Annotated in this window: 21 protein-coding genes; 12 read left to right on the top strand and 9 right to left on the bottom strand. The window is 63.6% G+C overall.

The window, feature by feature from the left end:
* Window positions 1-43: 43 nt before the first annotated feature.
* Window positions 44-694: a Qnr family pentapeptide repeat protein gene (locus AB5Y68_RS11280; protein ID WP_039039498.1), complete on the bottom strand. Its 651-nt coding sequence runs from the start codon at window positions 692-694 to the stop codon at window positions 44-46.
* 88 nt (window positions 695-782) lie between these two features.
* Between AB5Y68_RS11280 and AB5Y68_RS11275 the strand changes: the two genes are divergently transcribed.
* A complete protein-coding gene (locus AB5Y68_RS11275; protein WP_039039499.1) occupies window positions 783-1,790 on the top strand; it encodes a substrate-binding domain-containing protein in 1,008 nt (335 codons plus the stop codon).
* Between the two features lie 110 nt (window positions 1,791-1,900).
* The gene (locus tag AB5Y68_RS11270) at window positions 1,901-2,290 is read left to right on the top strand and encodes a nuclear transport factor 2 family protein (RefSeq protein WP_039039500.1); all 390 of its coding nucleotides are present in this window, start codon (window positions 1,901-1,903) and stop codon (window positions 2,288-2,290) included.
* A gap of 55 nt (window positions 2,291-2,345) precedes the next feature.
* Here AB5Y68_RS11270 and AB5Y68_RS11265 read toward each other — a convergent pair whose 3' ends face one another.
* From AB5Y68_RS11265 to AB5Y68_RS11250, 4 genes are all read right to left on the bottom strand, one after another.
* A complete protein-coding gene (locus tag AB5Y68_RS11265) occupies window positions 2,346-3,038 on the bottom strand; it encodes an AraC family transcriptional regulator (protein ID WP_039039501.1) in 693 nt (230 codons plus the stop codon).
* A gap of 136 nt (window positions 3,039-3,174) precedes the next feature.
* Window positions 3,175-3,816, bottom strand: a complete 642-nt coding sequence (locus AB5Y68_RS11260) for a bifunctional 4-hydroxy-2-oxoglutarate aldolase/2-dehydro-3-deoxy-phosphogluconate aldolase (RefSeq protein ID WP_039039502.1) — start codon at window positions 3,814-3,816, stop codon at window positions 3,175-3,177.
* A 9-nt stretch (window positions 3,817-3,825) separates the two neighbouring features.
* Entirely contained in the window at window positions 3,826-5,622 is a 1,797-nt protein-coding gene (edd, locus tag AB5Y68_RS11255) for a phosphogluconate dehydratase (RefSeq protein WP_039039503.1), read from the bottom strand.
* A 60-nt stretch (window positions 5,623-5,682) separates the two neighbouring features.
* A complete protein-coding gene (locus tag AB5Y68_RS11250; RefSeq protein WP_039039504.1) occupies window positions 5,683-6,192 on the bottom strand; it encodes a gluconokinase in 510 nt (169 codons plus the stop codon).
* A gap of 165 nt (window positions 6,193-6,357) precedes the next feature.
* On the opposite strand from AB5Y68_RS11250, the gene AB5Y68_RS11245 reads away from it, so the two are divergent.
* The 4 genes from AB5Y68_RS11245 to AB5Y68_RS11230 all read left to right on the top strand — a co-directional run bounded on the left by AB5Y68_RS11245 (window position 6,358) and on the right by AB5Y68_RS11230 (window position 13,782).
* Window positions 6,358-7,719 (top strand): GntP family permease, encoded by a 1,362-nt coding sequence (locus AB5Y68_RS11245; protein ID WP_223918078.1) that lies wholly within the window; start codon window positions 6,358-6,360, stop codon window positions 7,717-7,719.
* Between the two features lie 152 nt (window positions 7,720-7,871).
* The gene (pssA, locus tag AB5Y68_RS11240) at window positions 7,872-9,221 is read left to right on the top strand and encodes a CDP-diacylglycerol--serine O-phosphatidyltransferase (protein ID WP_039039506.1); all 1,350 of its coding nucleotides are present in this window, start codon (window positions 7,872-7,874) and stop codon (window positions 9,219-9,221) included.
* Window positions 9,222-9,397: 176 nt separating this feature from the next.
* Entirely contained in the window at window positions 9,398-11,467 is a 2,070-nt protein-coding gene (gene recG / locus AB5Y68_RS11235) for an ATP-dependent DNA helicase RecG (RefSeq protein ID WP_039039507.1), read from the top strand.
* A gap of 254 nt (window positions 11,468-11,721) precedes the next feature.
* Complete coding sequence (locus AB5Y68_RS11230; protein WP_039039508.1) at window positions 11,722-13,782, top strand: AsmA-like C-terminal region-containing protein; 2,061 nt, start codon at window positions 11,722-11,724, stop codon at window positions 13,780-13,782.
* Window positions 13,783-13,828: 46 nt separating this feature from the next.
* Here AB5Y68_RS11230 and AB5Y68_RS11225 read toward each other — a convergent pair whose 3' ends face one another.
* On the bottom strand, window positions 13,829-14,737 hold the full coding sequence (locus tag AB5Y68_RS11225) for a bifunctional GNAT family N-acetyltransferase/hotdog fold thioesterase (RefSeq protein ID WP_010672532.1): 909 nt from the start codon (window positions 14,735-14,737) through the stop codon (window positions 13,829-13,831).
* A gap of 173 nt (window positions 14,738-14,910) precedes the next feature.
* Between AB5Y68_RS11225 and AB5Y68_RS11220 the strand changes: the two genes are divergently transcribed.
* Window positions 14,911-15,591 carry a spermidine synthase gene (locus AB5Y68_RS11220; protein WP_039039554.1) on the top strand — a complete coding sequence of 227 codons (681 nt, stop codon included), beginning with the start codon at window positions 14,911-14,913 and terminating at the stop codon, window positions 15,589-15,591.
* Window positions 15,592-15,656: 65 nt separating this feature from the next.
* On the opposite strand, the gene dtd is transcribed toward AB5Y68_RS11220, so the two are convergent.
* From dtd to typA, 3 genes are all read right to left on the bottom strand, one after another.
* Window positions 15,657-16,094, bottom strand: a complete 438-nt coding sequence (gene dtd, locus AB5Y68_RS11215; RefSeq protein ID WP_039039510.1) for a D-aminoacyl-tRNA deacylase — start codon at window positions 16,092-16,094, stop codon at window positions 15,657-15,659.
* A gap of 126 nt (window positions 16,095-16,220) precedes the next feature.
* Window positions 16,221-17,093: a virulence factor BrkB family protein gene (locus tag AB5Y68_RS11210; RefSeq protein ID WP_039039511.1), complete on the bottom strand. Its 873-nt coding sequence runs from the start codon at window positions 17,091-17,093 to the stop codon at window positions 16,221-16,223.
* Window positions 17,094-17,270: 177 nt separating this feature from the next.
* Complete coding sequence (typA, locus tag AB5Y68_RS11205; protein ID WP_039039512.1) at window positions 17,271-19,082, bottom strand: translational GTPase TypA; 1,812 nt, start codon at window positions 19,080-19,082, stop codon at window positions 17,271-17,273.
* A gap of 350 nt (window positions 19,083-19,432) precedes the next feature.
* On the opposite strand from typA, the gene glnA reads away from it, so the two are divergent.
* From glnA to add, 5 genes are all read left to right on the top strand, one after another.
* The gene (gene glnA, locus AB5Y68_RS11200; RefSeq protein WP_010672526.1) at window positions 19,433-20,842 is read left to right on the top strand and encodes a glutamate--ammonia ligase; all 1,410 of its coding nucleotides are present in this window, start codon (window positions 19,433-19,435) and stop codon (window positions 20,840-20,842) included.
* A gap of 192 nt (window positions 20,843-21,034) precedes the next feature.
* Window positions 21,035-21,604 carry a DUF4124 domain-containing protein gene (locus AB5Y68_RS11195; RefSeq protein ID WP_010672525.1) on the top strand — a complete coding sequence of 190 codons (570 nt, stop codon included), beginning with the start codon at window positions 21,035-21,037 and terminating at the stop codon, window positions 21,602-21,604.
* 86 nt (window positions 21,605-21,690) lie between these two features.
* Window positions 21,691-22,746 (top strand): nitrogen regulation protein NR(II), encoded by a 1,056-nt coding sequence (gene glnL / locus AB5Y68_RS11190; protein WP_010672524.1) that lies wholly within the window; start codon window positions 21,691-21,693, stop codon window positions 22,744-22,746.
* A 9-nt stretch (window positions 22,747-22,755) separates the two neighbouring features.
* Entirely contained in the window at window positions 22,756-24,174 is a 1,419-nt protein-coding gene (gene glnG, locus AB5Y68_RS11185) for a nitrogen regulation protein NR(I) (RefSeq protein ID WP_010672523.1), read from the top strand.
* 141 nt (window positions 24,175-24,315) lie between these two features.
* Complete coding sequence (gene add, locus AB5Y68_RS11180) at window positions 24,316-25,317, top strand: adenosine deaminase (protein WP_010672522.1); 1,002 nt, start codon at window positions 24,316-24,318, stop codon at window positions 25,315-25,317.
* Window positions 25,318-25,380 lie beyond the last annotated feature (63 nt).

Below are 25,380 nucleotides of genomic sequence, written 5' to 3'. Positions count from 1 at the left end.
CCGCCCGCCTCGATGATGAAAACTTACCTCTTTTCCACCCCGCTCAGGGGAAGACCACCAGCCCGATCTGCTCCAGCAGCCCCTGCTGCTGATCTTCAGTGATCTGCACCCCGGCGAGGTTGACCCGGCGCAGATCCAGGCCGGGCAGATCGCACTGGCGCAGATCGCAGCCTTGCAGGTTGAAGCTGGTCCAGTCGATTTGCCCGAACTCGGAGCCGCTGAGATCCGAGCCTGCCAGGGAGGCGCCCAGCAGGTTGGCCCCCTGCCAGCGGTTGCCGGCAAGCTCGCACCGCTCCAGCAGGCAGCTTTCGAAGTTGGCGTAGCTGAAGTTGTTGCCGGTGAGTTGGGCCTCGCAGAAATAGCTTTTGGCGGTGATCCGGTTGGCGAAGCTGGCATGGGCGAAGTTGATCCCCATGGCCTGGCAGTCGCGCATCTCCAGCCCAAGACACTGGCTGCGGCCGAAGTCCGCCAGGGTGAGATCGCAGCGCAGGAAGCTCGCCTCCCGCAGATCGCAGCCCTGAAACAGGCATCCCAATTCCCGTTCCCTGTCATAGAAGCTGCAGTCGACGAAGCGGCACTCCCCGAGATCGAGCCAGGAGAAGTGACAGCCGATGAAGCGGCACCCCTGGAACTGCTCCCCCTCCACCTCCTGCTGCTCGAAGTGGACCCCCTCGAAACACCTGCCCTTGATCATCCCCTGCCCCCTGTTGATGGCGTCATATGCTGACATTGCCGTGCAAAAACGGTAATGTTACGTGTAACATTTTTTGCCGGATCCCCAGATGAACGACACCCGCAAGCGCCGCCCTACCCTGCAGGACATTGCCGACCTGACCGGTGTCACCAAGATGACCGTCAGCCGCTACCTGCGCGACCCGTCCGCCGTGGCCGAAGGGACCCGCGAGCGCATCGCCGCCGCGGTGGAGGAGCTCGGCTACATCCCGAACCGGGCGCCGGACATGCTGTCGAACGCCACCAGCAAGGCGATCGGCATCCTGATCCCCTCCCTCTCCAACCAGGTCTTCTCGGCGGTGATCCACGGCATCGAGGCGGTGACCCGGCCAGCCGGCTACCAGACCCTGCTCGCCCACTACGGCTACAGCCCGGAGCGGGAGGAGGAGCAGGTCGCCTCGCTCCTCTCCTACAACGTGGACGGGCTCATCCTCTCGGACACCCAGCACACCGAGCGCACCCGCAAGATGATCGCCACCGCCGGCATCCCGGTGGTGGAGACCATGGATCTGCCCCTCTCCCCCATCGACATGGTGGTGGGCATGGATCACCGGGCCGCCGCCCGGGCCATGGTAACAGAGATGCTGCGCCGGGGACGGCGCAAGGTGATCTACCTCGGCGCCCGGCTCGACGTGCGCACCCAGTTGCGAATGGAAGGCTACTACCAGGCGATGGCCGATTTCGGTCTGACCGGCCAGCACCTGCTGACGGAGCAATCCTCCAGCTTCACCCTGGGGGGAGAGCTGCTGGCCCAGGCCATGGCGCGCTTCCCCGATCTCGACGGCCTGTTCTGCACCAACGACGACCTGGCGGTGGGGGCCCTGCTGCAATGCCAGGCCAGGTGGATCCCGGTACCCCAGCAGGTGGCCATCGCCGGCAGCAACGCCCTCGACATCGGCCACGCCATGACCCCCAAGCTCGCCAGCATCGTCACCCCCCGCGAGACCATAGGTCGCGAAGCCGCCATCATGCTGCTGGCCCGCCTCGGCGGCCAGCCGCTGGCGACCAGGTGCAAGGACATCGGCTTCTCCCTCTATGAGGGGGAAAGCCTCGGCTGATCCCCGGCCATCATGGCGCGTTCGACCGCCATGATGGCGCCTTCTCCCCTCTCCCCTCGCCGTCCCCTGGCCTATGCTGGCTCCTCCATCCCCCCTGTCAGGAGCAGACCATGCACCACACCGAACGATTGAAAGCCTGCCTGCAGCGCGTCATCTGCGATCCCGCCTTCCCCCTGGCGGAGCTCGACGACTGGTTCACCCCCGACTACTGCCAGGAGGTGAACGGCGAGCGGCTCGACTACCCGGCGTTTCACCAGCACATCGCCACACTGCGCCGCCATCTGGCCGGGGCGAGCATCGAGTTTGTCGCCACCCTGGCGCAGGGGGAGCGGGTGCACTCGACCCATGTGGTACGGGCCACCCGCCAGGACGGCGGCACCCTGGTCTGCAAGGTGAGCGGCCTCTTCACCTTCCGCGGCGATCGGATCTGCCACACCGACGAGGTGACCTGTCTGCTGGCAGGCAGCAAGGAGGATGCGGATATCGGCTCACGGCGCTGACTGCCGGCAACCCGCAGACACCGCCATGGCGAGCAGGAAGGCAGACGACGGGCCCTCAGGCCGCCGGTTCGCGCCGGGCAAGGCGCTGGAGGGCGCGGGACAAGGCACCGGGATCCTCGTAGCCGAGCCGATCGGCGATCTGGGCCAGCGTGAGCCCCCGGTATTGCAACTGGCGCGCCCGTCCCAGCACCACCTGCTCCCGCCACTGGCGAAAGCTGCACCCCAGCTGCTGGAGGAAGAGCCGGTTGAGGGTACGCACCGAGGCGCCGCAATCTGCCGCCAGCGCAGCCAGCGTCAGATGGATGGCGGGCGCCTGGCACACCCTGTCCAGCCCCCGCAACAGGCGCGGGTCCAGCTCCCCGGCGAGGTGAATGCGCGCTGCGAGCGGGTCGGCGCGCTCCAGCTCCTGGCCAAGCACCGTCAGATAGGCCCCCTTCACCTCCTCCTCGACCAGCTCAGGCAGGCGGGCGAAGAGGCCCGCCAACAGCGGGCTGGCCTGCAAGGGGCCGAAGGCGGTGCGGGCCGACGTCGGCACATAAAGGAGGGAGAGCCGGGAGCGGCGCAGCACGCGAAACTCGTGCTCCCACCCCGCCGGAATAAAGCAGATCTGGCCCGCCACCAGCAGTTCTCCCTCCCCTCGCCCCGTGATGATGCCGCCCCCGTCGTGCAGATAGCAGTATTGGGCATGGGGGTGGCAGTGCAGCGCGGTGAAGTGCCCTTGCGGGTAGGATGGATGCAGACAGGACATGAAGGCTCCAGGGGAGAGGGGCGGCCCCCGACCTTAAGCCAGGGCGAGGTCGGAAGCAAACGCCCCCCCCTCCGGGGGCGGAAAAACAGCAGGCCACCCGGGGGTGGCCTGTTTAATTTTTCTAAACGATATTTGCTTAGCGTTTAACTAATTCAACCGCTTCCCGGGAGAGGCGGGTCACCTCCTCCCAGTTGCCGCTCTTGACGGCGTCTGCCGGCAGCATCCAGGAGCCGCCGACGGTGGCCACACATTTCAGCGCCAGGTAGTCGGCCACGTTTTTCGGGCCGATGCCGCCGGTGGGGCAGAATTTCACCTGGGGCAGGGGCGCCGCGATGGCGGAGAGTGCCTTGGTGCCGCCGTTCGCCTCGGCCGGGAAGAATTTGAGGTGGTCATAGCCCGCTTCCAGCGCCTGCATCACCTCGGACGGGGTGGCCACCCCCGGGATCAGCGGCGCCGTGCTCTTGGCCGCGTGGGCCAGCAGGGCCGGGGTCATGCCCGGGGAGATGACGAAGCGGGCACCGGCAGCGACGGCGGCATCAAACTGCGCGCAGTTGAGCACGGTACCGGCACCGACCATGGCATCCGGCATCGCCTTGGCGATGAGGGCGATGGCGTCCAGCGCCACCGGGGTGCGCAGGGTGATCTCGAACACCGAGATGCCGCCGTCGAGCAGGGCCTTGGCCATCGGCAGGGCCTGCTCCAGGTCGTTGATGACCATCACGGGTACCAGGGGGGAGGCGGCAAACACCTCGGCAGGGGTCACTTTCCAGTTCTGCATAGCTCTTCCTTAGTCAAAGATGGTGGCGCCGCACTCGGCGCTCGATACCGCGCGACGCATCACGCTGAACAGTTCACGGCCCCACCCCTCTTGTTCCAGGGTGAGGTCGATCTCGGCCTGGGTACGGCCGCTCAAATCGGTCAGGCAGTCGAGGCGGCCAGACTCGGCATCCACCCGCAGCAGGTCGCCATCGGCGAGCAGGCCGATGGCCCCGCCGTGCAGCGCTTCCGGGGTGACGTGGATGGCGGCCGGGATCTTGCCGGAGGCGCCGGAGAGGCGGCCGTCGGTGACCAGGGCCACCTTGTGACCCGCCTTCTGCAGATTGCCAAGCACCGGCATCAGCTTGTGCAGCTCCGGCATGCCGTTGGCGGCCGGGCCGTTGTGGCGCACCACGATGACGGCATCCTGGTTCAACTCACCGGCCTTGTAGGCCGCCTCCACCGCATGCTGGGAGGAGAAGACCCGGGCCGGGGCCTCGATGACCCGATACTCGGGCGCGACGGCGGAAACCTTGACCACGGCGCGGCCCAGGTTGCCCGCCAGCAGCTTGGTGCCGCCGGTGGCCTGGAACTCGCTGCCAGAGGGAGAGAGCACGCTCGGATCCGCGCTCTCGCCCACCGGTTGCCACACCAGCTTGCCATCCACCAGTGCCGGACGGCTGAGGTAGTCCTGCATCTCGCCGAAGACCGGGGTGGCATCCATGTGGATCAGCCCCTCTTCGGCCAGACGACGCATCAGGCCGGGCACGCCCCCCGCCTGTTCGAAGGCGTTGACGTCCGCCGGGCCGTTCGGGTACATGCGCACCAGGAGCGGCACCACGTCGGAGAGATCGCTCAGGTCGTCCCAGGTCAGCTCCAGCCCGGCGGCGCGGGCCAGCGCCACCATGTGGATGCTGTGGTTGGTGCTGCCGCCGGAGGCAAGCAGGGCCACCAGGCCGTTGACCAGAGCGCGCTCGTCGATCACCGCACTCAGGGGACGATAGGCCGGGGAGCCCGGGATCATGGCGCTGATGCGGCGGGCCGCTTCCTCGGTGAGGGCGTGGCGCAGCTCGCTGTGCGGATGCACGAAGGCGGAGCCCGGCAGCATCAGGCCCATGGCTTCGAACACCAGCTGGTTGGTGTTGGCGGTGCCGTAGAAGGTGCAGGTGCCCGCCGCGTGGTAGGCGCCGCACTCCATCTTGAGCAGGGCGTCGCGGCCCACTTCACCGGCAGCGTACTGCTGGCGCACCTTTACCTTCTCGTCGTTGCTGATGCCGCTCGCCATGGGGCCGGCAGGCACGAAGGCGGTGGGCAGGTGGGCGTGGGAAAGCGCCCCCATGATCTGGCCCGGGGCAATCTTGTCGCAGATGCCGAGCAGCAGGGTGGCGTCGAAGGTGTTGTGGGAGAGGGAGACCGCGGTGGCCTGGGCGATGAGATCCCGGGAGAAGAGGGACATGTCCATCCCCGGCTGACCCTGGGTCACGCCGTCGCACATGGCGGGCACGCCGCCGGCAACCTGGGCACTGTGGCCGAGCTCCGCCAGGGCGCCCTTGATGATGTCCGGGTAGCCCTGATAGGGCTGATGGGCACTCAGCATGTCGTTGTAGGCGGTGACGATGGCCACGTTGGCGCGGGTCATGTCGAGGATGCGCCCCTTCTCGTCACAGCTCGAGGCGGCCACGGCGTGGGCCAGGTTGCCGCAGGAGAGGGAGGCGCGGGTCTTGCCCTGATCGGCCTGGCGCTGGATGCGGGCCAGGAAGCGGGCACGGCGGGCGGTGCTGCGCTCGCGGATGCGGTTGGTCACCTGGGTGATCACGGGATGGGTCATAGCTTTCTCTCCAACTCTATATACGGGCGCGGTCGGCCGCAGCCGGGCGCGCGACATGGCTCATTGCGCCTGCGTCAGCGCGGTGACGGCACGGTCGACCACCTGTTCGAAGGTCCCGTCGATATCGATGCGAAACACGCCGGGCTCGCCATCCGGTCGCTCCAGGGTATCAAACTGGCTTTGTACCATGGCTTCGCGCATGAAGTGGCCCTGCCGTGCCCGCATCCGTTCGAGAATGAGGGACTGGCTGCCATCCAGAAACAGGAAACTCACCGAGTCGTTGCCCTCGCGGATCTGGTCGCGGTACTGCTTCTTGAGGGCCGAGCAGACGATGACGCCGAGCTCGTTCTTGCGCTCCAGGCTGTAGGCCGCATCGCGGATCCGCTCTAGCCAGGGGGCCCTGTCTTCGTCGTTGAGCGGGTTGCCCGCCGCCATCTTCTGGATGTTCGCGCGAGGGTGCAGATCATCGCCGTCGATGAACTTGGCCCCCAGGGCATTGGCCACCTTGAGGCCGATGCTGGACTTGCCGCTGCCACACACACCCATCACGATAATGCACTTGCCCGCCATTATTTGACCTCTCTCTCACTTTTCAAAAAACGTTCGCCTGATGGGTTCTAAGCTACCACGTTACCGGTAACATGTTACCGGTAACGTTTCGCAATGTGAAGTGCAGCACAGAAATGTGCAGAACAACAACTAGAACCATTTGAGGACAATTTTATGGACGGAGCAATGAACACACCCGATGTCGCCTATCTGCTCTCGGTAGCGGGCGGAGCCATTGTCATGTTGCTGGTGCTGATCATGCGATTCAAGGTACATGCCTTCGTGGCATTGACCCTGGTCAGCATGCTGACGGCCCTGGCCACCGGGGTCACCTATGACCAGGTGATCCCCACCATGCTGACCGGTTTCGGCGGCACCCTGGCCTCGGTCGCGCTGCTGGTCGGCCTCGGCGCCATGATAGGCAGGATCCTGGAGATGACGGGGGGCGCCAAGGTACTGGCCGATACCCTGATCAACCGCTTCGGCTCCCACCGCGCCCCCTTCGCGCTGGGTGTGGCCTCCCTGCTGTTCGGCTTCCCGATCTTCTTTGACGCCGGCCTCATCGTCATGCTGCCCATCATCTTCAGCGTGGCGAAGCAGTTCGGCGGCTCCGTCCTCAAGTATGCCCTGCCCTCCGCCGGTGCCTTTGCGGTGATGCACGCCTTCCTGCCGCCCCACCCGGGCCCGGTGGCCGCCAGCGAGCTGCTGGGTGCCAACATCGGTCTGCTCACCATCGTGGGCCTGCTGGTCGCGCTGCCCACCTGGTATCTGGGTGCCTACCTGTTCGGGCTCTGGTCCGGCAAGAAGTTTGAGCTGCCCCTGCCCCCGAGCTTCACTGCCAGTGCCGAGCAGCTCTCCGACAAGGCGCCGAGCTTCGGCCAGGTGATCTCCATCCTGCTGCTGCCGCTGGTGCTCATCTTCATGGATACCGGCCTCAATACCCTGAGCGTCATGGGCGTCATCGACAAGGGTGCGGACTGGGTCAACGTGCTGCGCATGGTCGGCAAGACTCCGGTCGCCCTGCTCATCACTGTGCTGTACGCCCTCTGGATGTTCCGCCAGAGCCAGGGCAAGGTGCAGCTCGAGAAGTTCTGCAACGACGCCCTGGCCCCGGTCTGCGCCGTCATCCTGGTCACCGGTGCCGGCGGCATGTTCGGCGGCGTATTGCGGGCGAGCGGCATCGGCACCGCGCTGGCCGACGTGCTCTCCGATACCGGCATGCCGGTGATCCTGGCAGCCTTCCTGGTGTCCGCCGCGCTGCGGGTCGCTCAGGGTTCCGCCACCGTGGCCCTGACCACTACCGCCGCCCTGATGGCGCCGACCGTGGCCGCCACCACCGGCCTGAGCGAACTGGATCTGACCTTCATCGTCATTGCCATCGCCGGGGGTGCCACCGTGCTCTCCCACTTCAATGACTCCGGCTTCTGGCTGGTCAGCCGCTTCCTGAACATGGACGAGAAGACCACCCTCAAGACCTGGACCGTGATGGAGACGCTGCTCGGCACCATCGCCTTCCTCATCGTGGCCACGGCCAGCGCCATCCTCTGACGGAAACACATCGGGGCCGCATCCGTCGGCCCCGATGTGATATTGCACCGACTTTTTACGGATTCTTGCTTGGGCCCATCGCCACAGATTGCTAGAATTGCCTATTCTTCGCCCCGAGTGGAACGCTTCATCCCGTGATTTCAGGCTTCTCTATGCATTCATCGGCACATTATCGACAGTTGCTGACCCGCTTACCCCAGATCGCGGTTGCCGCGGATCAGTTCCAGATACTCAGCAGCGCCAAAGACTTCAAGAGCCGGATCCTGTCGCTCATCGCCCATGCGACCCAGCGCATCTATCTGATCGCGCTCTATCTGCAGGATGACGAGGCGGGACGGGAGATCCTCTCCGCCCTCTATGCCGCCAAGCAGCGCAATCCCTCTCTCGACATCAAGGTGTTCGTCGACTTCCACCGCGCCCAGCGCGGCCTGATCGGCAAGGGCAAGCAGGGGGGCAACCACCTGATGTACCAGGCCATGGCCGCCAGCCACCAACACCAGATCGAGATCTACGGCGTGCCGGTCAAGGGTCGCGAGCTGCTCGGGGTGCTGCACCTCAAGGGCTTCATCTTCGACGACACCCTGCTTTACTCCGGCGCCAGCCTCAACGACATCTACCTGCACCAGCAGGAGCGCTACCGCTTCGATCGCTATCACCAGATCCACAGCCCGGCACTGACCCGCAGCATGGTCAACTACGTGGATGACGTCTTCCTCGGCAGCGAGGCCGTCCAGCGGCTGGATCGCACCAGCATCCCCGGCGCCAAGCAGCTCAAGGGACCGATCCGCCGCTTCAAGCAGCGTCTGCGCCTCTGCCAATACCGCTTCGAGAGCATCCAGCCCAACGATCGGGAGATCGCCGTGACCCCCATGGTGGGCCTGGGCAAGCGGGGCAACCAGCTCAACCGGATGATCCGCAACCTGGTGCGGGCCACCGAGCGGGAGATCTTCATCTGCACCCCCTACTTCAACCCCCCCAAGGAGTTGAACAAGGACGTGGAGGCGCTGCTCAAACGCGGCTGCAAGGTGACCATCGTCGTGGGCGACAAGACCGCCAACGACTTCTTCATCCCCCCGGAGGAGAAGTTCTCCACCATCGGCGGTCTGCCCTATCTCTACGAGACCAACCTGCGCAAGTTTGCCGAGCGCAACCAGCACCACATCGACAACGGCCGGCTCAACCTCATGCTCTGGTGCTGCGAGAAGAACTCCTATCACCTCAAGGGGATCTTCGTGGATGAGGAGTGGGCCCTGCTCACCGGCAACAACCTCAATCCCCGAGCCTGGGCGCTGGATCTGGAGAACGGCCTGCTGGTACACGACCAGCACCATCACCTGCGCGAGCAGTTCAGTGCGGAGCGGGAGAACATCCTGGCCCACACCCGCCGCATCAGTCACTTCGACCAGATAGAGCAGATCAAGGATTACCCGGATCAGGTGCGCAAGCTGCTGGCCCGGATCCACAGGGTCAAGGCTCACCTGCTGCTCAAGCGCATCATCTGACCGCCAGGGCGCCCCGTCAGTGAAAAGGCCTGCCGTTTCCGGCAGGCCTTTTTCATGGATGACCCTCACCCCGCTCCCTTGCCCACCAGCCCGGAACGGCACAACGCGGCTTGCATCGAGGCCGCAACAACCCCTATCATCTGGACATATTTACAGTGTTTTCGGGCATCTAATTGATGAAATTGGATAAAATCTCCCTCGACAGCCTCAAGGGTGTCGGCAGCAAGATGCTGGAGAAACTCGAGCGACTGGGGCTGGCCACGGTGCAAGACCTGCTGTTCCACCTCCCCCTGCGCTACGAGGACCGCACCCAGGTGTGGCCCATCGGCGATCTGCCGCCCGGCCTGCACGGTGCCGTCGAGGGCGAGATCCAGGACACCCAGCTGGTAATGGGGCGCCGCCGCATGCTGGTGTGCCGTATCAGCGACGGCACCGGCAGCCTGACCCTGCGCTTCTTCAATTTCACCGCTGCCCAGAAAAACAGCCTGGCCCAGGGCCGCCTTATCCGCTGCTTCGGCGAGACCCGTCCCGGCAAGTACGGCCTGGAGATGGCCCACCCCGAGTACAAGCTGCTCGGCGAGGAGCAGGCCGGCCAGACCGAAGAGGCCCTCACCCCCGTCTACCCCACCACAGAGGGGCTGCGCCAGCTCACCCTGCGCAGCCTCACGGATCAGGCCCTGGCCCAGCTCGACCTCTACGGGGTCGAGGAGCTGCTGCCTGCCGGCCTCTATCCCCAGCAGATCGATCTTGCCGCCGCCCTGAAGCTGCTGCACCGCCCGCCTCCCTCGGTGGCGCTGGCCCTGCTCGAGAGCGGCCAGCACCCGGCACAGCAGCGGCTGGTACTGGAAGAGCTGCTGGCCCACAACCTCTCGGTCTTGAAGGTGCGCGCCCAGGCACAGACCCAGCTGGCCCGTGCCCTCAAACCCGCTCCCGAGCTGGTCCGGCAGCTGCTCGGCGCCCTGCCGTTCACCCCCACCGGCGCCCAGAGCCGGGTGGTGGCGGAGATCGGCCGGGATCTGCAGCAGAGCCACCCCATGATGCGGCTGGTGCAGGGGGACGTGGGCTCAGGTAAAACGCTGGTCGCGGCGCTGGCCGCCCTGCAGGCCATCGGCAACGGCTGCCAGGTGGGGCTGATGGCCCCGACCGAGCTGCTGGCCGAACAGCACGCCATCAACTTCGCCAGGTGGCTGGATCCGCTCGGCATCAAGGTGGGCTGGCTGGCGGGCAAGCAGAAGGGCAAGGCGCGGGAAGAGGCGCTGGCCGCCATCGCGGACGGCAGCGTCAAGATGGTGGTGGGCACCCATGCCATCTTCCAGGAGCAGGTGGTATTCCAGCGCCTCGCCCTGGTCATCATTGATGAACAGCACAGGTTCGGCGTGCATCAGCGTCTCGCCCTGCGAGAAAAAGGAGAGCGGGAAGGGGTGCATCCCCATCAGCTCATCATGACCGCCACTCCCATCCCCCGCACCCTGGCGATGACCGCCTATGCCGACCTCGACACCTCCATCATCGACGAGCTGCCGCCGGGCCGCACTCCCATTACCACGGTCGCCCTGCCGGACAGTCGCCGCCAGGACGTGATCGAGCGGGTGAGGCTCGCCTGCGAGGAGGGCAAACAGGCCTACTGGGTCTGCACCCTGATCGAGGAGTCGGAGGTGCTGGAGTGCCAGGCCGCCGAAGACACCGCCGCCGAGCTGCAAACCCTGCTGCCCGGCCTGCACATCGGCCTGGTACACGGCCGGATGCGCCCCGTCGAGAAACAGCGGGTGATGGAGGAGTTCAAGGCGGGCATACTGCAACTGCTGGTCGCCACCACCGTCATCGAGGTGGGGGTGGACGTGCCCAATGCCAGCCTGATGATCATCGAAAACCCGGAGCGACTGGGGCTGGCCCAGTTGCACCAGCTGCGCGGCCGGGTCGGGCGGGGGTCGGTGGCCTCTCACTGCGTGCTGCTCTATCATGCCCCCTTGTCCAAGACCGCCCAGAGCCGCCTCGGGGTACTGCGGGAGACCAATGACGGCTTTCTCATCGCCCAGCGGGATCTGGAACTGCGCGGCCCAGGCGAGCTGCTCGGTACCCGCCAGACCGGCCTGGCCGATCTCAAGATCGCCGATCTGGTGCGCGACCAGCCGCTCATCCCTCAGGTACAGAAGATGGCGCGCTTCCTGATGGACAAACACCCGGCTCATGTCGAGCCCCTGATCCGCCGCTGGCTGGGCCTGCGAGACCACTACTCCAATGCTTGACCAAGGCAGATGCAGAAGAGGGTCACCTTGCCTGATGGACAAACACCCGGCTCATGTCGAGCCCCTGATCCGCCGCTGGCTGGGCCTGCGGGACCACTACTCCAATGCTTGACCAAGGCAGATGCAGAAGAGGGTCACCTTGCCTGATGAATAAACACCCGAGCCATGTCGAACCCTTGATACGATGCTGGCTCGGTCTACGGGATCACTACTCGAATGCCTGACCAAGCAACAGAAACAGGAGGAAAGCACTGATGAATTCCTGGCTGCGCGGCCTGCTCTACACCTTTGCCTTCCTGCTGCTCTTTGTCTGGGTCGGTCTCGGCCTGTTCGATGCCGAGCGCGCCAAAGGCCCCATCGCCAACTGGCTCAGCCAGCAGACCGGGGTGCCCGTCACCATAGGCCGGCTGGTGTTCAATCCGCTGCACCCCTACACCCTGCTGGCGGAACAGGTGCGCTATGGGGATGCGGTACAGCTGGAAAAACTCTATCTGGAGATCGAGCACATCGACTGGTTGAACCGGGATGTGCGCATCGCCCACCTGGACCTCATCCGTCCCGTCATCAAGCTGCCGCTCCCCAACCAGTTACCAAGCCTGCCGGTTCGCTCCCTCACCATCAGCGACAGCACCATCGACAACCTGAGCCTGCAGAGCGAGGCCCTGACCCTGCGCGGCCTCAGTGCGTCCCTGAGTGACTGGGAACTGATCGACCCAAGACGCCAGCCCCAGGCCAACCTCACCCTGGGCATCAACCAGCTGGAGACCCCCATGTTCACCCTGGCCCGTCTCAGCCTAAAGGGGCGGCTGGAGGGGCAGGTGCTCAGCACCGACAGACTGACCACCAACCTGTTCGACGGCCTGCTCGAGACCGGCATGGTACTGAACTGGCCAGAGCGCAGCCTGCAACTGCACGATCTCAAGGCCCGCACCATGCGACTCGAGCTTGGTGACATTCCCCCTGGCGAGTTCCCCCTGCGCCGCATCACCCTGGACAGGGGTCAACTTGCCCAGGTGAGCATCAATGCCATCGATCAGGAGCTCTCCCTCAACAACTTCAACGGCCAGCTCACCGCCTTCGACTGGCAGGCGGGCAGCCAGCCCAGCGGCTATCTGGCGGGCACCCTGGGCGACATGGGCCGCGGCCTGTTCCAGCTTGAGGCCGTCGAGGGCAAGCTTGCCTTCTCCCCCCGGCAGCTGGATGCCGAGCTGCGGGGCAAGGCATACGAAGGGGAGTTCAACGTCGAGCTGGCCCTCGACACCCAGCAGCAGAAGCTCACCCTGAAGGATCTGGCCCTGAGCGGCATGGACATCAGCTTGCCCCAGGGGTGGTGGCAGGATTGGCAGGGCTGGCGCCCGCAACAGATCGACATCCGCAAACTGGCCTTCGACAAGCTCAAGGTGCTCTCTTTCGACGACACCCTGCCCCTCTCCCTGACCGGCTGGCAACTCTACCTGAACGATCTCGCCCTGCGGGGCAACCAGCCAGGCCCCCTGCTGGGACGTGCCCGCATCGAGAGCAAGTGGTTCGAGCTGGTGTGGGACGGTCTCAGTGCTCGCAACGGCACCCTGGATGGCGAGCTGACCCCCAGCTCCTGGCAGCTCAACACCCTCACCACCTCCCTGCCCGACGAGGGCTCCCTCAACCTGAGCGGCCAGTGGGGCAGGACGCCCGGGCAGGAGAGCCGCCTGCAGTTGCAGGGCAAGCAGCTGGATCTGGAGCAGTGGGGCAAGTTGCTGCACTCCCCCGTCTCCTTCGCGGGCAAGGTGGATCTGGCGGCAGATCTGCAAGCCGACCTCAACGGGCAGCCCGGCGAGCAGACGGCCAACTGGCGCCGGACCCTTCAGGGCAGCCTGAGCCTGGAGAGCAAGGATCCCTTCTGGGACAAGGTCGGCATCGACCCCTTGCTGGATGACTGGTTCAGGGAGCAGACCCCCCCCGATCTGACACCGCAGACGCTGTGGCAGGCGATGCAGCGCGGAGACACCCCCTTCTATCAGATCAGGCTGGATGCCAGGGCGGAGCAGGGCAAGGTGCGGATCGAGCAAGGCGGTGCCTCCACCATCACCCACCTGCTGGCACTGCAAGGGGGTGTCGACCTGGCCGCAGACCAGTGGCAGCTCGACCTCGGGGTCCTGAACAAGGGGCGCTGCGCCGAGCTGCTCGCCCGCTGGCGCGGCCCCCTCAATGCGCCCGACCTGGGCTGGAGTTTCCCCACGGGACAGGACGCCTGTGGCTGGGAGGCGGGTGTGCGCTACCCCGCCCAGGGACGAAGCGGCCCGCTCTGGCGCCCACGGCCACCGGCCGCCCAATAACGAACAAGGCCTCGCGAAGAGGCCTTGTTGCTGTGAACATCAGGGATCAGCGTGCGCCGCGCTTGATGGGCAGTACCACGTACTGACCGACAAACTCCACCGCCAGCTTGCGGCCGCTGAACAGCTGCACCCGCAGGCTGAATTTGGCGGACTCTCCGCCCCTCAGCGGCTCGAGCACGGCGGGCATGCCCTCCCGGGCCACCCGCGCCTCCGGTTCTTCGCTCACCGGCCGGTAATACTTGATGTTGCCCTCGGCCAGCACGGTATCCCCTCCCAGCCCTGCCTCCTTGAGCTGCAACCAGATGAGACCCCAACCCGCCAGCACGCACTGGCTGTAGATGCTGCCGGCGAACATGGTGTCGTGGACGTTGAGATTGGCCGCCAGGTTGGCCTTGAGGTGGAAGGTCTGGCCATCGTAGTGGGTGATGTGCACCCCCATCTTCTCGCTGATGGGAATGCCCCGCGACCAGCGGGTGGTGAGATCCTGGCACCACTCCGGACGGTACTGGATGGTCTGCATGGGACTCAGGGACTTGATCATCTGGCGGTGAGGGATGCGGCCGAAGGAGACGGGGCCTTCCCCTACCTCGAGGAAGCCGCAGCGGCGATAGAACTCCACCGCCTCCTGGCGGGCGTTCATCACCAGCCGTTTTACCTTCTCGTCGCGGGCAAGCTGCTCGAGATCTTCCACCATGCGGGCGCCCAGCCCCTGGCCGCGAAATTCGGGTCGCAGCGCCATAAAGCGGATTTGGGCTTCATCGCCGCCCACAAAGAGGCGACCCACGGCGATGGGCGTTCCGTCGGGTGAGAGCATCAGCCGATGAATGGCGACGGTATCGTACTCGTCACGCTCGGAACCAAGGGGCAGATTGAAGGGTTTGCGCAGTAGTTCCCAGCGCAACTGATAGTAAGCATCCAGCTCCGCTGGTGTTTCTGGGGTGACTACCCGGTACATAAAACGATCCTTGAGTGTGCGCCGACTGGCAGATGGAAGGACTGACGCAACCATTTCTCCCGGCGCAGCCTGTAGTAGGTATCCAGCTCGGCTGCCGTTTGGGGGGTGACCACCCGGTACATAACAACATCCTTGAGTTACACTGGTCGAAAGCCATCTTGCCGTGCAAATTCATGGACTTCAATCTGCAAGCGTACCAAGCCGATCACTTATTGCACCTCAGTGCCAAACCCGAACGCCGCGTTTCGGTGCTTGAAAATGCCCGTCATCGCTGGCTGGAAATGGACGGCGTGGTGCAATCCGCCATGAGCCTCCACCAGCCGGCCCGCCTCTGTCTGCCTCATCAACGGAGCATCGCGGAGCAGTTGCCAAAGCAGGCAAGCCGGATCCTGGAGCTGGGGCTGGGCGGAGGGGATCTCACCCGTCACCTGGCGGCACGCTGGCCCGATGCCCACCACGACTGCGTGGATCTGGATGCCGAGATCCTCACCCTGTTCCAGCAGTTCTTTCTCCCCTCATCAGGGGGCTCGCCTCGGCTGCATCACGCCGATGCGCTGCACTTCCTGCACCAGAGCCAGGAGAGCTACGATCTGGTGCTGCTGGATTTGTTCAGCCAGGACGGCAACCCCCTGCTGCTGTTCCAGGCCCCGCTCTATCAGGCACTGGCCAGCCGCCTGAGCGGCACCCTCATCATCAATCTGCTGCCCCGCACCCGGCTCGAACAGTCACAGGCTCTGCGACTGGCAGAGGAGTGGATAGGCCCGACCCACGTCCACGACGTGCCCGGCTACCGCAACGTCATCCTGCACGCGACCCGTCAGCATGGCCAGGGCGGGCGAGCATCGGCAGAGTGAAGAGCCTGCGAAGTGTGCAGGCATCGCGTCCTGCCCTCCGGTGAGGCCTGCCCTGCCTGCCACCCTTATACCTGCAGCCAGAAGGTGACGGGGCCATCGTTGAGCAGCCTGACCTTCATGTCGGCGGCGAAGCGGCCGGTTTCGGTCGGCACGCCGCTCTCCCTGGCGCGGGCCACGAAGTACTCATAGAGTCGCTCGGCATCTGCGGGATGGGCGCCACCGGAGAAGCTGGGTCTCATCCCCTTGCCGGTATCCGCCGCCAGGGTGAACTGGGAGACCACCAGCAGGCTGCCACCCACCTGACTCACGTTGAGGTTCATCTTGCCGTTCTCATCAGAGAAGATGCGATAGCCGCTCACCTTGTGCAGCAGCTTGTCGGCCTTGGCCTCGTCATCCCCCTGCTCCACCCCGAGCAGCACCAGCAACCCCTGGCCGATGGCCCCGGTCACCTCTCCCTCTACCGTTACGCTGGCCTCGCTGACCCGCTGAATCAGTGCAATCACATCCCTCTCCTCTCAAAACAGCACGACCACCCATCCTGCGGGATGAGCGGTCGTCGATGCTACCAATAAATGCCCTGCCCGGGCCAACGTCTTTGTGTCGGGATCCGGTGTGATGGCCGGCCGGCGTCAGGCCAGCTCCTCTGCACCGGGCTTCTCGTACTCCCCGAGGCAGGCGGTGGTCTCGGCCCCCAGCAACACCACCAGCCAGCTCAGATACACCCAGACGAACAGGATGGGAATGGTCGCCAGGGCGCCATAGATGGCCTGGTAGGAGGGGAAGTTGGTGATGTAGATGGCAAAGCCGCGCTTGGCCAGCTCGAACAGGGTGGCCGCCACCAGGGCACCGATGAAGGCGTGGGTCAGCCGCACGCGGCAGTTGGGCACCACGGTATAGATCAGCAGGAAGGTGAGCACGGAGAAGAGGAACGGCAGGCTGCGCAGCAGCAGATAGCCGATACCGAACAGGCTGTCAGCCGCGAACAACCTGAGTGAGAGAATGTAGGAGGAGATGGCGATGCTGGCCCCGATGAGCACGGGGCCCAGGGTCAGGATCATCCAGTACATGGCGAATGCCTGGGCCAAGGGCCGGCTTCGGGTGGATCGCCAGATGTAGTTGAGGTTCTTGTCGATGGCCGAGATGAGCATCAGGGCCACCACGATCAGGGCACCGATACCGACGGCCGTGGTGTTGGTGGCGTTGGCCACGAAGCCGTCGATGTACTCCTTGAGCATCTCCCCTGCGGTGGGGACGAAGTTGTGATAGACAAACTGCTCCATCGCCTGCTTCAGGCTCTGGAACACCGGAAAGGCCGACATCATGCCGAACACCACGGCGATCATGGGCACCAGGGAGAGCAGGGTGACATAGGCCAGGTAACCGGCGGTCACCGTCAATCTGTCCTGCTGGAAACGGCCCCAGACAAACTGGGCGAAGTGGGCACCATCGTGGCGCAAGAAGGAGAGTGCATGGGCCAGACGGCCGCGGATCTGCTGCTGCATCTTGTTTCTCGTAAGCGTGATCATGCAGACATTGTGTCAGATAGGGTGGTCATTTGGCCACCCGCAGACCGGCCGGATGCGCCTCCATCGAGCTCAGGCCCCATGCGCCCTCATGTCGAGCCCATAAAAAAAGAGGCCATAAGGCCTCTCTTTGGTCTGTCGATGAACAGCTATCGATCAAGCACGACCGGCGCGCTTGCGATCCAGTTCGGTCAGCAGCTTTTTACGGATACGGATGGCCTTGGGGGTGATCTCCACCAGCTCATCGTTGTCGATGAACTCCAGAGCTTGCTCCAGGGTCATGCGGATCGGCGGAGTCAGCACCTGGGCTTCGTCGGTACCGGAGGCACGCATGTTGGTCAGCTGCTTGCCTTTCAGGCAGTTGACGGTCAGGTCGTTGGAGCGGGAGTGGATCCCGATCACCTGGCCTTCGTACACTTCGGTCGCGTGACCGATGAACAGACGACCGCGGTCTTGCAGACCGAACAGGGCGAAGGTCAGGGCCTTGCCGGTGGCGTTGGAGATCAGCACACCGTTCTGACGCTCACCGATGCTGCCACCCTTGTGCGGACCGTAGTGGTCGAAGGTGTGGTACAGCAGACCGGTACCAGAGGTCATGGTCAGGAACTCGGTCTGGAAGCCGATCAGACCACGGCTCGGGATGATGAAGTCCAGACGGACGCGACCCTTGCCATCCGGGGTCATGTTGGTCATCTCGCCTTTACGCAGGCCGAGCTGCTCCATCACGGAACCCTGATGCGCTTCTTCCACGTCCACAGTAACGGTTTCGAACGGTTCTTGCAGTTCGCCATCCACGGTACGCAGGATAACTTCCGGACGGGATACCGCCAGTTCGTAACCTTCGCGGCGCATGTTTTCGATCAGGATGGAGAGGTGCAGTTCACCACGGCCGGAGACGCGGAACTTGTCCGGATCTTCGGTCTCTTCCACGCGCAGGGCCACGTTGTGGACCAGCTCCTGGTTCAGACGCTCCAGAATGTTGCGGGAGGTGACGAACTTGCCTTCTTTACCGGCGAACGGCGAGGTGTTGACCTGGAAGGTCATGTTCACGGTCGGCTCGTCAACGGAGAGCGGCGGCAGGGCTTCGACGGCACTGTTGTCACAGATGGTGTCGGAGATCTTCAGCTCGCCCAGACCGGTGATGGCGATGATGTCGCCCGCTTGCGCGTCGGTCACTTCGGTACGGGACAGGCCCAGGTAGCCCAGCACCTGACCGACCTTGCCGGTACGCGGTTTGCCGTTGGCACCGACGATGGTGACCTGCTGGTTGGTCTTGACGCGACCACGAGTGATGCGGCCGATACCGATGACGCCCACGTAGGAGTTGTAGTCCAGCTGGGAGATCTGCATCTGGAAGGCACCGTCAACGTCGCCCTTTGGGGCTTCCACGTTGTCGACGATGGCCTGGAACAGGGGTTCCATGTTCTCGGACGGGACGTCCTGATCCAGGGTGGCCCAACCGTTCAGTGCAGAGGCGTAAACAACCTTGAAGTCCAGTTGCTCATCGGTGGCACCCAGGTTGTCGAACAGATCGAAGACCTGATCCATTACCCAGTCAGGACGAGCACCCGGACGGTCGATCTTGTTGATGACCACGATGGGCTTCAGACCCTGGGCGAACGCCTTCTGGGTCACGAAACGGGTCTGCGGCATCGGGCCGTCAACGGCGTCGACCAGCAGCAGCACGGAGTCAACCATGGAGAGTACGCGCTCAACTTCACCACCGAAGTCGGCGTGACCCGGAGTATCCACGATGTTGATGCGGTAGTCGTTCCAGCGGATCGCAGTGTTCTTGGCGAGAATGGTGATGCCACGTTCCCGTTCCAGATCATTGGAGTCCATGATCCGTTCCTGACCTTCGCTGGTGCGATCCAGAGTGCCGGATTGCTGCAGCAGCTTATCAACCAGAGTCGTTTTGCCGTGGTCAACGTGCGCAATAATCGCAATATTGCGTAAATTCTCTAACATTCTCGCCTCAAATCACCGGGTAAAATTGGGCGCTAATTGTACTCTCGCCTTTGTGATCTGCCTAGCAGAATTGCAACACATTCACGCACAACAAAGGATCAGGATCATGGACCCCGCAGCAAAAGGCTGCTTAGATGGCCTGGATACGCTGGCGCACCATCTCGGTGCACCAAAACGATCCAAGGTTGCACCACTTTAATGCAGCAACCGGCATGAGAACGGGTTTCTCGACAGCCTGAAACGGTGCAAGTGCCCTGAAATCAAGCTGTCACAAACTTGGCACGATACTGGCTTATGTGAATGTGACGACGCATTCACCCAAAGAGTTTTAACACCGGAGGTTACTTAGCATGTCAGCCCAGAACGTTTTGGCCCTGATCCAGGAACACGAAGTCAAGTTTGTTGATCTGCGTTTTACCGACACCAAGGGTAAAGAGCAGCACGTATCCATCCCTTCCCACCAGGTTGACGAAGACTTCTTCGAAGACGGCAAGATGTTCGATGGTTCCTCCATCGGCGGCTGGAAGGGCATCAACGAGTCTGACATGGTGCTGATGCCGGACCCGGCTTCCGCCAAACTGGACCCGTTCACCGAAGAGACCACTCTGAACATCGTCTGTGACGTGCTTGAACCCGCCACCATGCAAGGCTATGACCGCGATCCGCGCTCCATCGCCAAGCGTGCCGAAGATTTCCTGAAGTCCAGCGGCATCGCTGACACCGTGCTGTTCGGGCCGGAGCCGGAATTCTTCATGTTCGACAACATCACCTTCTCCAACACCATGGGCCACAGCTTCGTGAAGATCGAATCCGAAGAAGCTGCCTGGAACTCCGGTACCGACTACGAGCACGGCAACAAGGGTCACCGTCCGTTCGTCAAGGGTGGTTACTTCCCGGTTGCCCCGGTTGACTCCTCCCAGGACATCCGTGCCGCCATGTGCCTGGTGCTGGAAGAGATGGGCCAGGTCGTCGAAGCTCACCACCACGAAGTGGCGACCGCCGGTCAGAACGAGATCGCAACCCGCTTCAACACCCTCACCCTGAAGGCTGACGAAGTACAGGTCCTGAAGTACGTGATCCACAACGTGGCCCACGCCTACAACAAGACCGTCACCTTCATGCCGAAACCCATGTTCGGTGACAACGGCTCCGGCATGCACTGCCACCAGTCCCTGGCCAAAGACGGCGTCAACCTGTTCGCAGGCGACCTGTATGGCGGTCTGTCCGAGATGGCACTGCACTACATCGGCGGCATCATCAAGCACGCCAAGGCCATCAACGCCTTCGCCAACCCGACCACCAACTCCTACAAGCGTCTGGTGCCGGGCTATGAAGCACCGGTCATGCTGGCCTACTCCGCCCGCAACCGTTCTGCCTCCATCCGTATCCCGGTCGTGCCGAGCCCGAAAGCCCGCCGCATCGAAGTACGCTTCCCGGATCCGGCTGCCAACCCGTACCTGGCCTTCGCTGCCCAGCTGATGGCCGGTCTGGACGGCATCATCAACAAGATCCATCCGGGCGATGCCATGGACAAGAACCTGTACGATCTGCCGCCGGAAGAAGCCGCTGAAGTGCCGACCGTTGCCGGTTCCCTGGACGAAGCGCTGTCCGCACTGGATGCAGACCGTGAGTTCCTGACCCGTGGTGGCGTGTTCAGCGATGACTTCATCAACTCCTACCTGGAACTGAAACAGCAGGATGTTGACCGCGTGCGCATGACTCCGCACCCGCTGGAGTTCGAGCTGTACTACTCCGTCTAATCCGCTTTCCCATGACAAACCCGCCATCTGGCGGGTTTTTTTTCATTCTGGCAACGGAAATACCGCCAAACGGGCACGATCGTGCAGAAAGATGATCCCGTTCACGGAGCCGTACCACCCTCGGCTGTTCACACCCCGACCCCATGGTTTTTCTCTGATAGGATTAAGGTGAACCCCGTCAAGGAGAGATGGATGAACACTGTACCCTGGCTGCTGAGCCTCCTGCTGATGGCCTCCTGTTCCGCACAGGCCGCCCGCGTCTACTCCTGGGTCGATCCCCAGGGGGTGACCCACTACACCGATGCCCCTCCTCCCGGCAAGAGCGCAAAAGAGGTAGACCTGCGGGTCTCGCCGCTCATCGGCACAGCCCCCCACTCGGTCCAGGTGGACAACTTCAACAGCCTGACCGGTGTCGATGCCAGGAAAGCCCTGGAAGCGGCTCCCCTGGAGATCGACCTCATCTCTCCGGAACCGGGCAGCACATTGCGCGACAATACCGGCAACATCGTCTTCCAGGGCGAGATCTCTCCCCAGGTCCCGGTGCAATACGATGTGCGCCTGATCCTGAACGGCAAGGCGGTGCCCCTGGTTCACAACAGCCTGGCCATAAGGGTGGAAAACCTCGATAGGGGCGCTTACGAGGCACGGCTCGAGTTGCTCGCCAAAGACGGTACGATCCTTGCTAAATCTAAGCCAACCACCTTTTACCTGCACAGGGCGTCGGTGAATCAGGCTCCCAGAGCTGCCCCCAAGGCCAATTAGGGGTGATGTGACGCACCGATGCGGGTAAACTTGATGCACTATATTGGTGCATTCTAGGTGTACAGCACCGTTTTAGGGAGAAACCTGTGCCAACCCGCTCGGACAACGCCAAGACACTCTTGGACAATCTGCTGACCGCCGTCATTCTCATGGATGAGCGTCTCTGCATTCAATTCGTCAACCCGGCGGCAGAGCAGCTGCTTTCCCTCAGCGAACGACGACTGATCGGCATCGAACTGCCCCACCTGCTGGAACACATCTCTCTCGATCTGCAGCGTTTCAAACAGTGCCTCATTTCGGGGCAGGGCTTCACCGACAGCGAAGTCACCCTGGTGGTGGAGGGGGAGCCCAGGCTGGTAGAGATCAGCGTCAGCCCCATGGCCGATCATGAACAGCGACTGATGGTGGTAGAACTGCGCAAGATCGATCAGCAGAAGAAGATCAGCCAGGAGCTGCAGCAACACGCCCAGCAGCAGGCCGCCAAGGAGCTGGTGCGCGGCCTGGCGCACGAGATCAAGAACCCCCTGGGGGGATTGCGCGGCGCGGCCCAACTGCTGCAAAAGGAGTTGCCCGACCCGGCCTTGCGTGAATACACCGGCATCATCATCGAGCAGGCCGATCGCCTGCGGGTGCTGGTCGACAGGTTGCTCGGTCCCCAGCGTCCCGGCCGTCACCAGATGCACAACGTTCACTCCGTGCTGGAGCAGGTGCGCCGTCTGGTGGACCTGGAGCTGCCGCCGCAGATCCGCATCGAGCGGGACTACGACCCCAGCATCCCCGAATTCGAGATGGAATCGGACCAGCTGCAACAGGCGTTCCTGAACATAGTGCGCAACGCCGCCGAGGCCCTTGGGGATCAGGACGGCCTCATCCGCATCAAGACGCGCACCGCCTTCCAGATCACCATCCATGGCCAGCGCTATCGCCTGGCGGCCGAAATCAAGATCATCGACAACGGCCCCGGCATTCCCGACGCCATTCGCGACACCCTCTTCTACCCCATGATCACCGGCAAGGAAGGGGGAACGGGCCTGGGCCTCTCCATCGCCCAGAACCTGATCGATCAGCACAAGGGTCGCATCGACTGCATCAGCTGGCCAGGCCACACCGAATTCACCATTTATTTACCACTTCGCAAGTAAGGGAACCTCATGACAGCAAAAGTGTGGATCGTCGATGACGACAGCTCCATCCGGTGGGTTCTGGAGCGCACCCTTGGCAGCGAAGGCTTCGAATGCGAAAGTTTCGCCGACGGCGAAGCCCTGCTGAGTTCACTGGAGATGCGCTCACCGGACGTGATCCTCTCGGATATCCGCATGCCGGGCATCGACGGCCTGAGCCTGCTGGAGCAGATCCATCGCCGCCAGGCCGATCTGCCCATCATCATCATGACGGCCCACTCGGACCTCGACAGCGCGGTCAACGCCTACCAGCGCGGTGCCTTCGAATACCTGCCCAAGCCGTTCGACATCGACGAGGCGGTCACCCTGGTACGCCGAGCCGAGAACCACCTCAAGGAGCAACGTACCAAGCGCAAGGCTCGCCAACAGGAAGCCACCACCACCCCGGAGATCATCGGCGAAGCCCCTGCCATGCAGGAAGTGTTCCGCGCCATCGGCCGGCTGTCGCGCTCCAGCATCTCGGTGCTCATCAACGGTCAAAGCGGTACCGGCAAGGAGCTGGTTGCCCATGCTCTGCACAAGCACAGCCCCCGAGCCCACAAGAACTTCATCGCCCTCAACATGGCGGCCATCCCGAAAGATCTCATCGAATCCGAGCTGTTCGGCCATGAGAAGGGAGCCTTCACCGGCGCCAACAACATTCGTCACGGCCGCTTCGAACAGGCCGATGGTGGCACCCTGTTTCTCGACGAAATAGGCGACATGCCGCTGGACGTGCAGACCCGGTTGCTGCGGGTTCTGGCGGACGGGCAGTTCTACCGGGTTGGTGGCCACCAACCGGTGCAGGTGGATGTACGGATCATTGCCGCCACCCACCAGAATCTGGAGAAGCGGGTCGCCGACGGCGAGTTTCGGGAAGACCTGTTCCACCGCCTCAACGTCATCCGCATCCATATTCCGGCCCTCAAGGAGCGCCGGGAGGACATCCCCCAGCTGGCCCAGCACTTCCTGCTGCGAGCCGCCAAGGAGCTGAACGTGGAGGCCAAGAGCCTGCACCCGGATACCCAGACCTACATCAGCCGCCTCCCCTGGCCGGGCAACGTGCGCCAGCTGGAGAACGTCTGCCGCTGGCTAACGGTGATGGCCTCGGGCCAGGAGGTGCTGGTAGGCGATCTGCCCACCGAGCTGCTGACTCCCATCACCAGCACCGCCGAGCCGGGCCAGCCCGCCCTGACCGGTGGCTGGCAGCAACAGTTGCAGGACTGGGTGGCCGCCAAGCTGGCGCTGGGGGAGACCGATATCCTGGCGGATGCCATGCCCCAGTTCGAACGGATCATGCTGGAGACGGCACTGGATCACACCCACGGTCACAAGCAGGAGGCAGCCCGCCTGCTCGGCTGGGGCCGCAATACCCTGACCCGCAAGCTCAAGGAGCTCGACATTCCCTGAGCCCGCGGGAAAAACGATTCCCATCACGCCTTGAGGGAAAGCCTGACCAATCACACCCCGTTTGCTTGCAAACGGGGTATCTTTTTCAGGCGCCCCGCCTAGAATGGCAGGCTTTCCAACCCGACTCGCAGAAGGTGCCCCATGATTGACAGATCCCTCCCCCTGACCGACCTGCATCGCCATCTGGATGGCAACATCCGCCCGCAGACCATTCTCGAGCTGGGACGTCAGCACAACATCCGACTGCCGGCCGATGAGCTGGAAGCCCTGCGCCCGCACGTGCAGATCGTCGAGAACGAGCCGAGTCTGGTGGCCTTCCTGAAGAAACTGGACTGGGGCGTGGCCGTGCTGGCCGACTACGATGCCTGCCGCCGGGTCGCCTACGAAAACGTGGAAGATCTGCTGCGTGCCGGGATCGACTATGCCGAGCTGCGCTTCAGCCCGGCCTACATGGCGATGACCCACAAACTGCACCCGCAGGGCGTGGTCGAAGCCATCATCGACGGTGTGGCCGCAGGCAGCCGTGACTTCGGCATCAAGACCAATCTCATCGGCATCATGAGCCGTACCTTCGGCACCGAGCAGTGCAAGCAGGAGCTGGATGCCTGTCTGGCTCATCGTGATCGCCTGGTTGCCATCGATCTGGCCGGCGACGAACTGGGCTTCCCGGGCGAGCTCTTCACCGACCACTTCCGCCGGGTGCGGGATGCAGGCATGCGGGTCACCGTGCACGCCGGTGAAGCCGCCGGCCCCGAGAGCATGTGGCAGGCCATTCGCGAGCTGGGAGCCGAGCGCATCGGCCACGGGGTCAAGGCCATCCAGGATCCGGCCCTGATGGCCTATCTGGCCGAACACCGCATCGGCATCGAGTCCTGCCTCACCTCCAACCTCCAGACCACCACGGTGGCGAGTCTGGCCGATCACCCGATCCGCCAGTTCCTGGCAGCCGGCGTGCTGGCCTGCCTCAATACCGACGATCCGGCGGTGGAGGGGATCGACCTGCCCCATGAATACGAGGTGGCGGCCCCGGCTGCCGGCATGACGGTGAGCGAGATCCGCACCGCCCAGCAAAACGGCCTGACCCTGGCCTTCCTGAGCGAAGCCGAGAAGGCCGAGCTGAGTGCCCGTGCGGCTCAACGCTGAGCAAGGGTAAAACCCAATAAAAAAACCGCCGAAAGGCGGTTTTTTTATTGTCCCACGACATTG

It is taken from the genome of Aeromonas sp. R6-1 (assembly GCF_040908165.1).
GTDB classification, from domain to species: Bacteria; Pseudomonadota; Gammaproteobacteria; order Enterobacterales; family Aeromonadaceae; genus Aeromonas; species Aeromonas caviae.
This window is presented reverse-complemented; position numbering and strand designations above follow the sequence as displayed.

Bases quoted from the DNA above. Each gene is read 5' to 3' on its own strand.
- recG (WP_039039507.1), top strand. From the start codon at position 9,398: ATGAAATTGGATAAAATCTCCCTCGACAGCCTCAAGGGTGTCGGCAGC.
- typA (WP_039039512.1), bottom strand. From the start codon at position 19,082: ATGTTAGAGAATTTACGCAATATTGCGATTATTGCGCACGTTGACCAC.
- AB5Y68_RS11265 (WP_039039501.1), bottom strand. From the start codon at position 3,038: ATGTCCTGTCTGCATCCATCCTACCCGCAAGGGCACTTCACCGCGCTG.
- AB5Y68_RS11250 (WP_039039504.1), bottom strand. From the start codon at position 6,192: ATGGCGGGCAAGTGCATTATCGTGATGGGTGTGTGTGGCAGCGGCAAG.
- glnG (WP_010672523.1), top strand. From the start codon at position 22,756: ATGACAGCAAAAGTGTGGATCGTCGATGACGACAGCTCCATCCGGTGG.
- AB5Y68_RS11220 (WP_039039554.1), top strand. From the start codon at position 14,911: ATGGACTTCAATCTGCAAGCGTACCAAGCCGATCACTTATTGCACCTC.
- pssA (WP_039039506.1), top strand. From the start codon at position 7,872: ATGCATTCATCGGCACATTATCGACAGTTGCTGACCCGCTTACCCCAG.
- AB5Y68_RS11195 (WP_010672525.1), top strand. From the start codon at position 21,035: ATGAACACTGTACCCTGGCTGCTGAGCCTCCTGCTGATGGCCTCCTGT.
- AB5Y68_RS11275 (WP_039039499.1), top strand. From the start codon at position 783: ATGAACGACACCCGCAAGCGCCGCCCTACCCTGCAGGACATTGCCGAC.
- AB5Y68_RS11260 (WP_039039502.1), bottom strand. From the start codon at position 3,816: ATGCAGAACTGGAAAGTGACCCCTGCCGAGGTGTTTGCCGCCTCCCCC.
- AB5Y68_RS11280 (WP_039039498.1), bottom strand. From the start codon at position 694: ATGATCAAGGGCAGGTGTTTCGAGGGGGTCCACTTCGAGCAGCAGGAG.
- add (WP_010672522.1), top strand. From the start codon at position 24,316: ATGATTGACAGATCCCTCCCCCTGACCGACCTGCATCGCCATCTGGAT.
- AB5Y68_RS11270 (WP_039039500.1), top strand. From the start codon at position 1,901: ATGCACCACACCGAACGATTGAAAGCCTGCCTGCAGCGCGTCATCTGC.
- AB5Y68_RS11230 (WP_039039508.1), top strand. From the start codon at position 11,722: ATGAATTCCTGGCTGCGCGGCCTGCTCTACACCTTTGCCTTCCTGCTG.
- AB5Y68_RS11245 (WP_223918078.1), top strand. From the start codon at position 6,358: ATGAACACACCCGATGTCGCCTATCTGCTCTCGGTAGCGGGCGGAGCC.
- AB5Y68_RS11210 (WP_039039511.1), bottom strand. From the start codon at position 17,093: ATGCAGCAGCAGATCCGCGGCCGTCTGGCCCATGCACTCTCCTTCTTG.
- edd (WP_039039503.1), bottom strand. From the start codon at position 5,622: ATGACCCATCCCGTGATCACCCAGGTGACCAACCGCATCCGCGAGCGC.
- AB5Y68_RS11225 (WP_010672532.1), bottom strand. From the start codon at position 14,737: ATGTACCGGGTAGTCACCCCAGAAACACCAGCGGAGCTGGATGCTTAC.
- glnA (WP_010672526.1), top strand. From the start codon at position 19,433: ATGTCAGCCCAGAACGTTTTGGCCCTGATCCAGGAACACGAAGTCAAG.